The following is a 13,958-nucleotide window of genomic DNA, read 5'->3' as shown; positions in this document are numbered from 1 at the left end:
ATGCAGCACCCGCCGCAGATCCCGGGCTTCACCTTCGTCGACCTCGTCGGCGAGGGCGGGTTCGCCGACGTGTTCCGCTACCAGCAGGAGCTGCCGACCCGGCAGGTCGCGATCAAGGTGCTGCGCAGCAGCGGCGACGCGGCGTCGATCGAGCTGTTCCGGGCCGAGGCCAACGTGATGGCCCAGCTGTCCAACCACCCTTCGATCGTGCCGATCTACCAGGCCGGGGTGAGCTCCGACGGCCGGGCCTTCCTGGTCATGGAGTACTGCCCCCCGCCCCACGTGGCCCAGCGCTACCGGACCCGGCCGCTGGCCGTCGCCGAGGTCCTCGACATCGGGGTGAAGATCGCCAGCGCGGTCGAGACGGCCCACCGTGCGGGGATCCTGCACCGCGACATCAAGCCCCACAACATCTTGACCAGCACCTTCGGCGTCCCGCTGCTCACCGACTTCGGCATCGCCTCGGTGGTGGGGGAGACGGGTGCCGGCGCCCAGGGCCTGTCGATCCCGTGGTCGCCGCCGGAGGCGCTGAGCGCCGACAGCCACGACGTGCGCAGCGACGTCTACTCGCTGGCCGCCACTCTCTACTCCCTGCTCATCGGACACCCGCCCTTCGAGCGGCGTGACGCCCCCAACGACAACGCCAGCCTGATGACCCGGATCGAGCGCGGCCAGCTCACCCCGCTTCGCCGCCCCGACGTCCCGGCGTCGCTGGTCGACGTGCTGCGCCGGGCGATGTCCGTCGAGGTCGACCGGCGTCCGGTGTCGGCCATGGTGCTCGGTCGCCAGCTCCAGGACGTGCAGATCGAGCTGCGCCAGTCACCGACCCGGCTCGAGGTCATGGACGCCTCGCCGTCGGCGCTGGTCGAGGAGCATCCCAACGACGCCCGGACCTTGGTCCGGCCGGTCTCGGTGATCATCCCGGCCGCGGTGCACGAGCGTCCCGGCCCGCTGCAACCGGGCCGTGACGAGGACACCCGCCACCCGGACCACCCCGGCGCACCCGGCTCCTCGGGCAGCACCGGCGCCTCGGGCCACGTCGGGCACTCCGGCCCCCGGTACCCCTCCGGTCGCAGCGCGACCGGGGGCAGCGCGCCGCGCCACCCGGGCCCGCAGCGCGCGACGCAGCGGCGTCTCGGCGTACCGGCCCGGATCGGGATCGGCGTGGCCGGTGCCGTGCTGGCCGGTGCGGTCGGCTACGCGCTGCTCGCCGGCAGCCCGGACGACGCTCGCGGCGACGCGGGGACCCTGCGGGGGGAGGACCCGCCCGACCCCGAGGCGTTGGCCGACGCGCCGCCGGCTCCCGTCGTGACGGCCTCCGGCAAGGGTGCGCGGTGGACGTTCGCCTGGGCCCCGGCCGATCCCCAGCCCAACGACGAGTTCAAGGTGCTGCTCTCCGGCAACGGCGTGCAGCCCACGCCGCCCGAGTACACCGAGGCCACGAGCAAGACGGTCACCGTCGCGCCGGGCGCCACCGTGTGCGTCCGGGTGGCCGTGTCCCGCAAGGGCGGCGAGCCGTCCGCCCTGTCCGAGCAGACCTGTGTGGTGGGTCGATGACGACGAAGCTCCGGCGATGGCGCCGTACCGCGTCCGCCTCCGCGCTGACCCTGCTCCTCGGCACCCTCGTGGTGCTCGCCTTCGAGCACGACGGCAAGCCGTTCACCGAGGTGGACCTCAACGACGGCGGCGTGTGGGTCACCAACCGCGACCTGGGCCTGGTCGCGCGGCTCAACCCCCAGATCAAGGAGCTCGACCTCGGCGTCGACGCCGCGAGCGCCGACTTCGACATCTTCCAGCGCGCCGCGAACCTGTACGTCGACGACGAGTCCTCCGAGCGTGCCGTCAAGCCGGTCGACGTGGCGCGGGCCAAGGCGCTCGAACCGACCGGGCTGCCAGCCGGTGCGGTCGTCGCCCAGGGCGGGACGACGTTCGCGGTCGTGGACAAGGTCAGCGGCAAGGCCTGGGTCCGCTCCGCGGAGCGGTTCCGGGCCTTCGCCGCGAAGTCGACGCCGCCCGACCTCGAGCACGCGCTGAGCGCCGCGGTCGGCACCGACGGCCAGGCCTGGGTGCTCGGCCGCGACGGCAGGGCCACGCCGTTCACCCTCGACGAGAGCGGCAACGCCGTCGCCGGCGACGCGGTCGAGCTGGGCGAGGGTGTCGGGTCCGACCCGGAGATGGTGGCGCTCACCGTGGTCGGCGACACCCCGGTGCTGTTCAACCGCCAGTCGCTGGAGCTCACCCGCCCGGACGCGGACCCGGTCGTCGTCGAGACCGCCGACCCGACCCAGGTCGAGCTCCAGCAACCCTCCGCCGCCAGCGACGACGTCTACGTCGCGACCCGCGAGGGCCTGCTGGCCACCCCCGTCGGCGGCGGCAAGCTGCGGACGGTGAGCCGCGGCGACGTGGCCGGCCGGCCGGCCGCGCCGGTGCAGATGACCGGCACCGGCTGCGTCTACGCCGCCTGGTCCGACCCCCAGTCACCCCACAACTACCTGCGCGACTGCGCCGGCGAGACGCACGACGACAGCTCGCCGATCTCCGGGATGCAGGCCGGCGCCTTCCTCCAGTTCCGGGTCAACCGCGACGTGATCGTGCTCAACGACTCGGTCACCGGCGACAGCTGGCTCGTGCAGGATCCCGGCAAGGCCAAGATCGACAACTGGCCCGCCGTGGACCCGCAGAACCAGAACAAGTCCAAGCTCAAGGAGATCACCGAGGAGGTTCCCGACCAGGAGAACCGCCCGCCCGAGCCGCAGGACGACGCCCTCGGTGCGCGTCCGGGCCGGTCGACGGTGCTGCCCGTCGTGGCGCTCAACGACCACGACCCCGACGGCGACATCATCAGCATCTCCAAGGTCGAGCCGCTCGGCGGCACGGACATCGAGGTCAAGATCGTCGGCGGCGGCACCCAGCTGCAGGTCGCCGTACCGGCGGACGCCTCGGGGACCTCGACGTTCCGCTACTACGTGACCGACGGTCGCGTGAACGACGAGGTCTTCGCCACCGTCACCCTGCAGATCAGGGCGAACGGGCAGAACGTCAAGCCGGAGAAGATGCCGAAGCGGGAGCCCCGGCTCACGGTCGCCAGCGGAGCCAGCTCCAGCTACTACCTGCTGGCCGACTACTACGACAAGGACGGCGACGACCTCACGTTGACCTCCGCGACGGTCCGGGGCGGTGAGGTGGAGTGGCGCCCGGACGGCACCATCACCTTCTCCGACACCGGCGCGGGCGGGAAGGTCTCCGAGATCGAGTTCACCGTCGAGGACGGTGCCTCGGTCCTCAGCGGCACGCTGCCGGTCGAGATCCTCGGCGACACCGCGCCTCCCGAGCTGGTGCCCGACCTGGCCACGGGCGTGGCCGACACCGCGGTCGTCGTGCAGCCGCTGACCAACGACCGCAACCCCGAGGGCACCGACCTCACCCTCAAGAGCGTCAAGGTGGTCGGCGACGACGCCGGCACCGAGATCTCCACGGACCTGGAGACCGGCACCTTCACCTTCCGGTCGGTCAAGGCACGCAGCTACTACCTCTCCTACGCCGCCTACAACTCCTCGGCCACCAAGACCTCGATGATCCGCCTCGACATCGAGTCGCCGCCCAAGGACAACCGTCCGCCGATCGCCGTGCGCGACAAGGCAGCGATCGTCCCCGGCGGCACCGCTCAGGTCGACCTCCTGCTCAACGACCTCGACCCCGATGGCGACGTCCTCGTCGTCAAGCGGATCGGCCGCCCGTCGGTGCCGGGCGTGAAGGTGTCCGTGGTCGACAAGCGCCTCGCGGTCGTCAGCTCGGCCGCCGACCTGGTCGGCGAGCCCGCCACGGTCGACTACTGGGTCTCCGACGGGCGCAGCACCGTCGTCGGCCAGCTGGTGATCGCGCAGCGGCGGACCACCGAGCAGAACCGGCACCCGATCGCCAACAAGGACCAGGCGACGGTGCGCGCCGGCGCGGTGACCACCATCCCCGTGCTGGCCAACGACTCGGACCCCGACGGCGCCAAGCCGCGGCTGTTCCAGTCCGACCTCCGCAACGACCAGGACCTCGACGTCTGGGTGGCCGGCGACTCGCTGCGGCTGCGGGCGCCGGAGAAGCCCGGTACCTACTCGGTGATCTACGGCGTGCGCGACGCCGAGGGGCTGCGCGCAGCCGCGGACGTCGACATCTTCGTGATCCCCGACTCCGCCAAGAACAACCAACCGCCGCTGCCCCAGCCGATCACGGACCGGGTGATCGCCGGGCGGCCCAAGGTTATCGGCGTCGACCTCGGGGGAGCCGACCCCGACGGCGACTCGGTGACCTTCCGCAGCATCCTCACCGCCCCGGCGCTCGGCCGGATCATCGACACCGGGGTCGACTGGATCCGCTACGAGGCGTTCGACGACAAGACCGGGACCGACTTCTTCCAGATCCGGGTCCAGGACAAGTACGGCGCGACCGGCGTCGCCCAGGTCCGCGTGGGCGTCGTGCCCGAGGAGACGGAGAACCAGCCGCCCGTCGCCCTCGACGACAGCGTCCTGGTCCAGCCGAACCGGACCATCTCCTACAACGTCCTCACCAACGACGTCGACCCCGACGACGACGCGCTGCGGATCGTGGGGCTCAACAGCACCACGAGACCGGAGCCCAAGCACGACGACGGCTTCGTCGAGCTCGAGGTCGGGGACGCCCCCGAGACCGGTACGGCGGCCACCAACATCGGCTACAGCATCGAGGATGCGGCGGGCGCGAAGGACAACGCGGTGCTCAAGGTCACCGCGAGCCACGACGCGCCGTTCTACGCGCCGATCGCCCGCGACGACGTCGCGGAGCTGGGCGAGGTCATCGGCCGCGACCCCGGTGAGACCGTGGAGATCCCGGTGCTCGACAACGACCTCGACTTCGACGGCGCCAAGGCCGACCTGTCGGTCACCGGCTGCGACGCGGGCAGCAGGGGCGAGTGCGAGGTCGGCGCGGACGAGGCGAGCGTCCGGGTGCGGCTCGCCGCCCAGGACCAGGTCGTGCTCTACAGCCTCGACGACGCCGACGAGGAGTCGACCGGCACCTTCGGGGTCATCTACGTGACCGGCACCGACAACGTCCCGCCGCAGCTGACCACCGACGAGGACCTGGTCCCGGTGAAGGCCGTGGCGGGGGAGCCGGTCGTCTTCGACCTCAAGGACATCGTCGTGACCCGGGCCGGTCGGGAGCCGCGGATCGTCCCCGACGCGTTCCCGACGGCCGTCAACGGCTCGGTCGACGTCGCCGACGCCTCGCCCACCTCGCTGGTGTTCACCCCCGGCCGCAACCGGGTCGGGGCCGCCTCGGTCACCGTCAAGGTGTCCGACGGGCGCACCGCCGCCGAGGACGCCGCCCTCGAGTCGCTGCTGACCATCCCGATCGACGTGCGGCCCTCGGGCAACGTCCCGCCCGAGATGCGCGACGCGTCGCTCGACGTCACCCTCGACGGCGACCCGGGCGAGGTCGACCTCGCCGGGCTGACCCGCGACGCCAACGAGGACGACCTGAAGACGATGACCTGGACGGTCGACTCCGCTGACAGCGGGCTCAGCGCCAGCATCGGGTCCGACAGCAGCGTGCTCAGCATCGAGGCCGGCGGCGGCGCCAGGAACGGCGACACCCCGCAGGTCGAGGTCGTCGCGGACGACGGGCACGGCGGTCGTGACGAGGCGGTCGTGACGGTCCGCGTCGTCGGAACCGACCGGCCGGTCGTGACGGTCCCGCCGATCAGCGTCACGGCGACCCGCGACGAGGAGCTGAGCGTCGACATCGCCGACTACGCCGTGAACCCCTATCCCGGCGAGCCGCTGGAGGTGAGCGACGCGCGGGTGGAGGGCGACGGCCAGCTGCGCGGCCTCGAGACCGACGGCTCCCGGGTCCGGTTCACCCCCACCGCGACCGGTACGTCGGTCGTCCGGCTCACCGTGGCCGACGCCTCGGGCGACCCGGAGCGCAACGGCACGGCGCGGATCACCGTCACCGTGGTCGCGGTGCCCGACGCGCCGCAGCGGCCCCTCCTCTCCTCGGTCGAGGCGTCCTCCGCCGTCTTGTCCTGGCAGGAGCCGGCGGCCAACGGCGCCCCGATCGAGCAGTACGAGGTCACCGCGCCCGGCACCGGCTACCAGCAGAGCTGCGCCGACCCGACCTGCCGCCTGGTCGGTCTGACGCCAGGCGAGGCCTACTCCTTCGTCGTGCGGGCCAGGAACCGCGAGGGGTGGAGCGACCCGAGTCCCGCCTCGGAGGAGATCGTCCCCAACAAGGCGCCCGAGCTGATGTCGCCGCCGACCATCGTCACCGAGGCGAAGCCCACCGGCAGCCGGATGGACCGTCAGCTCACCGTGCGCTGGTCCGCGCCCGCCAACGAGGGCTCGCCGATCACGTCCTACGAGATCAAGGAGGCCGGCGGAGCGACCATCTGGACGGCGAGCGGAAGCGCCCGGTCGCTGGTCATCCCCGGGCTGACCAACGGGACGCCGTACGCCTTCGAGATCCGGGCGGTCAACGACGTCGAGCCCCGGCGCCAGTTCTCCGGGGCGTCCAAGGCGGTCGCCCCCTTCGGCGTGCCGGTCCGGTCCGGTGCCGCGCCGCAGCTGACGGCCAGCGAGGCCGGGGCGGTCACCCAGGAGCCCTGGGTACGCATCGACTGGGCCCGGTGGTCGGAGTCGCAGAGCAACGGCAACCCCGTGTCGAGCTACGAGATCACCTGCAACGGCTGCAACCGGTCGACCTACACCGTCGACGCCGCCACGACCTCGAGGACCTTCGACCCCAGCGACGGCATCGAGAAGGGGAAGATCGTCACCTTCACGGTCGCGGCGACCAACGACGCCGGTACGAGCGACCGGAGCCCGGGGGTGTCCGGGCGGCCGTGGACCAAGGCCGGCCCGGTGCGCAACCTCGGGGAGGTGGGCTCCTCGCCCTCCGACAAGACCGCGGTCATCGCGTGGGACCCGCCGGCCGACGACGGCGGTCTCGCGATCCGGCACTACGTGGTCCAGTCCGGGAGCTGGTCGACCGAGGTCAACGCGGCTCCGGGTGGCGGCGGGCAGCAGATCACCTTCCCGGAGAACGGCAACCACGAGGTCCGGGTCTGGGCCGTCACGATGAACGGCAGCAGCCCGGTCGACGGCGCGTCGTCGAGCGTCTCGAACGTGCTGACCTGGGGCAAGCCGGGGGAGCCCACCACCACCGGTTCGGTCGAGAACGACTGGTACGCCATCAACCTGCCGATCAAGCCCGGCGCCGAGAACGGACTGCCCGTGACGGGCGTCGAGATCAGTGTCGGGGGTGGGGACTTCGCCCGGCTCAACACGGGCAGCTACTACGTGAAGGTCCCCGAGGGCGGCACCCAGCAGACCATCAAGGTCCGCACCGTGTCCCAGGCCGAGGGCGAGCGGAAGTACAGCAACGAGATCTCGATGACCGGCAAGTCGCGGGCCAAGGTGCTCACCATCGACTTCAGCTGCAACAGCGCCGGAGCCAACTGCGGCCTCGAGCTGCACGCCGGGGGCTTCCCCGACGCGCAGAACGCCGCGCATGCCACCTACAGCGAGACGACGCTGCAGAACCCTGACCGGTGCAACCTCGACACGCCCATCGGCATGTCCTACGACGGTCGCTGGTACGGCTCCTGCGTCTTCAGCAACGCCGGCAAGGTCGCCATCACGATCGCCGGCGTGCCGGCCAGGAACTACTAGTCCGCCCGGACGACGAAAGGACACCATGTCGCTCACCACCGAAGAGACCGAGTGGTTCTCGCAGACCTTCGCCCAGCTCGTCGCCAACGTCGAGCAGGCCATCGTCGGCAAGACCGAGGTCGTCCGGCTGGCGTTCGTCTCCCTGCTCGCCGAGGGGCACCTGCTCCTCGAGGACTACCCGGGCACCGGCAAGACCTCGCTCGCGCGGGCCATCGCCCAGACGATCCAGGGTGACCACCACCGGATCCAGTTCACGCCGGACCTGCTGCCGAGCGACGTCACGGGTGTCACGATCTTCGACCAGCGCTCCCAGCAGTTCGAGTTCCACCAGGGCCCGATCTTCTCCAACGTGGTGCTGGCCGACGAGATCAACCGCGCCTCGCCCAAGACCCAGTCCGCGCTGCTGGAGGTGATGGAGGAGAACCAGGTCACCGTCGACGGCGTGACCCACGAGGTCGGTCAGCCGTTCATGGTGATCGCGACCCAGAACCCGATCGAGCAGGCCGGCACCTACCGGCTGCCCGAGGCCCAGCTCGACCGCTTCCTGATCAAGACCTCGCTCGGCTATCCCGACCACGAGCACACCGTGCAGATCCTCGCCAACGCGCCGAAGGGCAAGGCGGCGACGGTGCTCCGTCCCATCATCAGCGGCGAGAACGTGCTCCACCTGATCCGGCTCGCCCAGCAGGTCCACGTCGAGCCGACCGTCTACGAGTACGTCTCGAGCATCACCGGGGGCACCCGCGAGGCCCCCGAGGTCGTCCTCGGCACCAGCGTCCGGGCCGGCCTGGCCCTGGTCCGGGCCGCCCGCGCCCAGGCCCTGTCCTACGGCCGCAGCTATGTCGTCCCCGACGACGTGAAGGCCCTCGCCGTGCCGGTGCTCGCCCACCGGATGGTCCTCGACCCCGAGGAGGACTTCCGCGGTACGACCACCGAGGACGTCGTGCGCCGGGTGCTCGAGCGGGTCTCCGTCCCCCTGGAGCCCGCCCGTCCATGAAGGGTCCCCGCTCCTGGGCGGCCGGCGCCCGCCGTACGCTCACCGACCTGTCCCGGCGCCGCCAGGCGCTGGGCGGCCGGCTGCGCGACGGTGTCGTCGACCGCACCCAGCGGGTCCGTCGTGTCGTCGGGCCGGTCGCCGGCACCGTCACGCCGGCCGGCTGGGTGGTCGCGGTGATGGCGGTCGCGCTGCTGGTGGCGGGGCCGATGCTGCACTGGCCCGAGCTGGTCGTCGGCGGGGCCTTCCTCGCCCTGGTGCTGCTCCTCGCGGTGGTCTTCGTGGTCGGCCGGCTGCCGCTGCTCGCCCGGCTCGACCTGGCCCGGGACCGGGTGATCGTCGGCGAGCGCGCCAACGGCTACCTGAGCGTCGCCAACCCGAGCCAGCGGCGCTCGCGCTCGCTGGTCGTGGAGTTCCCCGTGGGTGCGGGCCGTGCCGCCTTCGAGCTCCCGGGGCTGGCGCCCGGTGCCGAGCACGAGGAGCTGTTCGCCGTCCCCACCGCCCACCGGGCGGTGCTCGACGTCGGCCCGGTGACGGCGGTGCGCGCCGACCCGCTCGGCCTGATGCGCCGCGAGCGGCACCTCAGCGAGATGGACACCCTCTACGTCCACCCCAAGACCCTGCGCGTCGAGGGCTCGGCGGCCGGCCTGGTCCGCGACCTCGAGGGCCGCACGGTGCCGAAGGTGTCCGACAACGACGTCTCCTTCCATGCCCTGCGCGGCTATGTCTCCGGTGACGACCGGCGCCACATCCACTGGAAGTCGAGCGCCAAGACCGGCACCCTCATGGTGCGCCAGTTCGAGGAGACCCGGCGCTCCCACCTGCTGACGATGGTGAGCTCGCGGCTCGAGGACTACGCCAGCGACGACGAGTTCGAGCTTGCCATCTCCGTCGCCGGCTCGCTCGGCACGCAGGCGCTCGCCGACGGCCAACAGCTCAGCGCGGCCTCGTCCCACGGCTCGCTGCCGTCCGCGAGCGCGCAACGCTTCCTCGACGGCCTGTCGGGACTGACCTACGACTGGCACGCGAGCCGCCTGGTCGACGTCGCCCGCCACCTCAGCGCCGGCGAGCTCGCCGCGAGCGTGATGGTGCTCTGCGTCGGCTCCGGGGTCTCGATCACCGAGCTGCGCCGCGCCCGCCAGTACCTCCCCGTCGACACCCGGGTGATCGCGGTGCGCTGCCTGGTCGGCAACGAGCCGTCGGTGCGCTGGCTCGGCGACCTGGGCGTCGCCACGGTCGGCCGGCTCGAGGAGCTCGGCATCGCCGTACGACGGGTGTCGGCATGACCTCACCCCCCACGAACCCCGTGGGTGGCGTCCCCCTCGCGCCTCCCGTGCGATCCGCCAGCCGCAGCGGCCCGGTTCTGATCGTCCCCGACCGCCGCCGCGGCCGGGGCGCGCTTCCGCCGTGGTGGCTGGTGCTCACCGACGCTGCCCTGGTGATCGGGCTCGGCGTGCTCGGCGCCTGGCCGCTGGGGCAGGCCTGGACCGGCCACCGCTGGCTGATCGCCGTCGTGGTCGGCCTCGCCCTCGGCGTGGCGATCGCCTGGGCCGGCGCCCGGTGGCGGCTGGGCCCGTGGCTGACCGCGCTGCTCACGGCCGCCGCCTACCTCGCGGTCGGCTCCGCGGTCGCCGTCCCGAACCGCACGAGCGGCGGCGTCGTCCCCACGGCCGACTCGCTGCACGACCTGGTCGTCGGGCTGGTCCAGTCCTGGCGCGAGTCGCTGACCCTGCCCGTGCCGCTCGGCGAGACCGGGGTGGTGCTGCTGGTCCCGTTCCTCACCGGCCTGCTCGGGGGGCTGGCGGCCGCCGTCCTGCTGTGGCGCTCGCGCTGGCCGGGTCTGGCCGGCGTCGTGCTCGCCCTGGTCCTCGTGGTGTCCTCCGCGTTCGGCGACGTCACGGCGCAGGCCGCGCTCGCCCGCGGCCTGGTGATCGCGGTCGTCGCCCTGGTCTGGCTGCGCTGGCGCTCGCTGCGCCACGTCCGGGCCCGCTGGGGCCGGCGGGTGCTCGCGACGCTCGTCGTCGTCGGGGTGGCCGGGGGAGCGGCGAGTGGGCTGGGCGCCCTCGCCGACCCCGAGGCCAACCGGGTCGTGCTGCGCGACCACGTCGACCCGCCGTTCGACCCCCACGACTACCCCAGTCCGCTGGCGAAGTTCCGCGCCTACAAGAAGGAGCCGCTGCGGACCGAGACCTCGCTGTTCGCCGTCGACGGCCTCGACAGCGGGACCCGGGTCCGGCTCGCGGTGATGGACACCTACGACGGGATCGTGTGGAACGTGTCCGGCGGGCCCGAGGCGGCCCACGACTCCGGCACCTTCCGGCGGCTGCGCAACGATCCCGAGGCCAACGCGAAGGCCACCACCCGCGGCGCGGTCACCGTCACCGGCTACACCGGCGTGTGGGTGCCCAGCGTCGGCGACACCTTGGCGATGACACCGGTCAAGGACGGGCGGACCGACGACGAGGCGGCGGCCGAGCTCGTCGTCAACCGCGAGACCGGCACCGTCGCGCAGATCGGCGGGGTCGAGCCGGGCACCACCTTCGAGGTCGAGGCCCTCGCGCCACCGGTCCCGGTCGAGGAGGACATCGCGACCCGGGAGGCCGACAGCTCCGTCTCGCTACCGGCGCCGGCGGTCGTGCCCGAGGAGCTGGTCGACCGGGTGCAGCGCTGGCAGGCCGAGGACGGCTTCGGCGGCGGCACCGGCGGCGAGCTGGCGCAGTTCCTGCGCGACTCCTTCCGTGAGCACGGCTTCTACTCCGACGGCATCGACGACGACGTCCCCGCAGGCCACGGCGCAGCCCGGCTGGCCGAGCTCACCAAGACTCCGAACCCGGTCGGCAACGCGGAGCAGTACGCCGCCGCGATGGCGCTGATCGGTCAGCGGCTGGGGCTCCCGATCCGCGTGGTCCTCGGGTTCAAGGTGCCGCCGGGCGGCGACGACGTGCGCGGCGAGGACATCAGCGCCTGGACCGAGGTCAAGCTCCGCGACGTCGGCTGGGTGCCGTTCGACCCGACGCCCCCGGAGGACCAGAAGCTCCGCAAGCCCAACGACGACCCCGACGAGGACCCGCAGCCGCAGGTGCTGCAGCCGCCGCGCGTGCCCGGTGAGCCCAAGGAGGCCAGCGACAACCTGCAGCAGGGTGACGGCCAGCGTCGCGAGCTCGACGTCCTCGCGGTGCTCGGCACGATCCTCGGTATCGCCCTCGACGTCGCCAAGGTCGCGCTGCTGCTCTCCCCGCTGTGGGGCGTGCTGCTGTTCAAGTTCTGGCGCCGACGCCGCCGGCGGCGCGCGGACGACCCGACGCTGCGCCTGACCGGTGCCTGGCACGAGCTCGCCGACCGGATGCGCGACCTCGGCGTGCGGCCCCCTCCCGGGGCCACCCGCCGCGAGAGTGCGTACGCCGCCGCCGACCGCTACGAGGCGGTGCCGGTGGTCACGCTGGCCCACACCGCCGACCGCCACGTGTACGGCGAGGGCGAGCCCACTCCCGAGGAGGTCGGCGCCTACTGGGCCGACGTCGACACGGCGGTGCGCCGGATGCGCAGGGCGACCCCGTGGTGGCGCCGGCTGCTGGCCCGGTTCTCGCTGGCGTCGGTGCCGTGGCGGGCGGGGGTGGAGCGGCTGCGCTCCGCCGTCGGGCGGCGCGGGCGGGGCGCCGGTCGCTGGTTCGCCGCTCTCGGTCCGGTGGTCCGGGGTCGGGCCGTCGTGCGGCGTGCCGTGCGGGCCACGACGAGGGTCGTCCGCCGCTGAGCGTTGACAAGTGACGACACTGTCAACAACGATGCCCGCCATGGGGATCTCCAGGGGACGGGTGCGGCTCGCTGCCGCACTGGTGGCAGTGACGGCATCCGCGGCGACGCTGGCTCCGGCCGCCTCGTCGGCCACCTCGTCGGCCGTGCCGTCGGCGGTTTCGCAGGTGGTGTCGCAGGCGCGCGTGGGTGCCGTCGTACCGGCGGTGGCCACTTCGGCGCCGGACCCGTTCTTCACCTACGCGGGCAGCACGCCGCTCGCCGACCTGCCGCCGGGAGCGGTGCTGGCGACCCGAGCGCTGCCGTACCGGATCGCGAAGCTGTCGCTGCCGCTGCAGCTCGTGCAGATCCTGTTCCGCACGACCAACCAGCGCGGCGAGGCGGTCGCCGGCGTCACGACGGTGGTCAAGCCGCTGCTCGGCCGCACTGCCAAGGTGATCGGCTACCAGTCGTTCTATGACTCGCTCAACCCCGAGGACGGCCCCTCGCGCGCCTACTCCGGCGTGTTCAGCCCGGGGGTCATGGCGGCCCACGTCGAGACCACGCTGTTCGCCGGCTTCCTGCTCCAGGGCTACGCGATCGTCGTCGCCGACACCCAGGGGCCGACGGCCGACTTCGCCGCCGGACCCGAGTACGGCCAGGTCACCCTCGACTCGCTGCGCGCCGCCCTGAACGCGCCGGGCACCGGCATCGCGCCGAGTGCCCGGGTCGGCCTGATCGGCTACTCCGGCGGCGCGATCGCCACCAACTGGGCCTCGGTGCTCGCGCCCAGCTACGCCCCCGACATCGACCGGCGCCTGGTCGGCGCCGCCGAGGGCGGCGTCCTGGTGCGTCCCTCGGCCAACCTCGGGTACGTCGACGGCTCGATGGTCTGGGCCGGCGTGATCCCGATGGCCGTGGTCGGCGTCGCCCGCGCCTTCGGCGTCGACCTCACGCCCTACCTCAACGACTACGGCAAGCAGGTCTACGCCCGGCTCCAGCACGCCTCCATCTCTCAGGTGCTCGGCGCCTACCCGGGCCTGACCTGGCAGAAGATGACCAAGCCCGAGTACGCCGACCCGGCGCGGATCCCCGTCTTCGTCGAGACCGTCAACCAGCTCAACCTCGGCACCCGGCCCACGCCGAGCGTCCCGATGTTCATCGGTCAGGGCACGGCCGGGCAGATCGAGGGCACGGCGCGCTCGGCGAGCGTGGGCCCCGGTGACGGCGTGATGATCGCCGGCGACGTGCGCTCGCTCGCCCGCCAGTACTGCGCCGACGGGCTGCCGGTCGTCCACCGCGAGTACCCCCTGAGCCACTTCACGTCGGTGCCGTTCTGGCTGCCCGAGGCGATGGCCTGGCTCAACGCGCGTTTCGCCGGCACCCCGGCGCCGGACACGTGCGCGTCCATCCCGGCCGGCAACCCGCTTACGCCGCTCGTCCCGGCGTCGTAGCGCCGGTCCGGACTGGTCCGGACTGGTCCTGTGATCTCCGTCCCGCGTGGAGGCGGAGTCTTGCCGCGGGGCCGTACCTGTGGG

6 protein-coding genes are annotated in these 13,958 nt (G+C 72.8%); all 6 read left to right on the top strand.

All coding sequences use genetic code 11. The features are described 5' to 3' along the window. The 6 genes from KU893_RS02370 to KU893_RS02345 are packed head-to-tail and all read left to right on the top strand — an operon-like array spanning nucleotide 1 to nucleotide 13,874. Nucleotides 1–1,557, top strand: a complete 1,557-nt coding sequence (locus KU893_RS02370; RefSeq protein ID WP_218232708.1) for a serine/threonine-protein kinase — start codon at nucleotides 1–3, stop codon at nucleotides 1,555–1,557. Continuing rightward, nucleotides 1,554–7,697, top strand: a complete 6,144-nt coding sequence (locus KU893_RS02365) for an Ig-like domain-containing protein (RefSeq protein WP_218232707.1) — start codon at nucleotides 1,554–1,556, stop codon at nucleotides 7,695–7,697. The genes KU893_RS02370 and KU893_RS02365 overlap by 4 nt, the downstream gene beginning before the upstream one ends. A gap of 25 nt (nucleotides 7,698–7,722) precedes the next feature. Continuing rightward, nucleotides 7,723–8,694, top strand: a complete 972-nt coding sequence (locus KU893_RS02360; protein WP_218232706.1) for an AAA family ATPase — start codon at nucleotides 7,723–7,725, stop codon at nucleotides 8,692–8,694. After that, the gene (locus tag KU893_RS02355) at nucleotides 8,691–9,977 is read left to right on the top strand and encodes a DUF58 domain-containing protein (protein WP_218232705.1); all 1,287 of its coding nucleotides are present in this window, start codon (nucleotides 8,691–8,693) and stop codon (nucleotides 9,975–9,977) included. Before KU893_RS02360 ends, KU893_RS02355 begins: the two co-directional genes overlap by 4 nt. Then, nucleotides 9,974–12,442 (top strand): transglutaminase domain-containing protein, encoded by a 2,469-nt coding sequence (locus tag KU893_RS02350; protein WP_218232704.1) that lies wholly within the window; start codon nucleotides 9,974–9,976, stop codon nucleotides 12,440–12,442. Before KU893_RS02355 ends, KU893_RS02350 begins: the two co-directional genes overlap by 4 nt. 40 nt (nucleotides 12,443–12,482) lie before the next feature. Beyond that, on the top strand, nucleotides 12,483–13,874 hold the full coding sequence (locus KU893_RS02345; protein ID WP_218232703.1) for a lipase family protein: 1,392 nt from the start codon (nucleotides 12,483–12,485) through the stop codon (nucleotides 13,872–13,874). Nucleotides 13,875–13,958 lie beyond the last annotated feature (84 nt).

Source organism: Nocardioides daeguensis, from assembly GCF_019192965.1.
Classification (GTDB): Bacteria; Actinomycetota; Actinomycetes; order Propionibacteriales; family Nocardioidaceae; genus Nocardioides; species Nocardioides daeguensis.
This window is presented reverse-complemented; position numbering and strand designations above follow the sequence as displayed.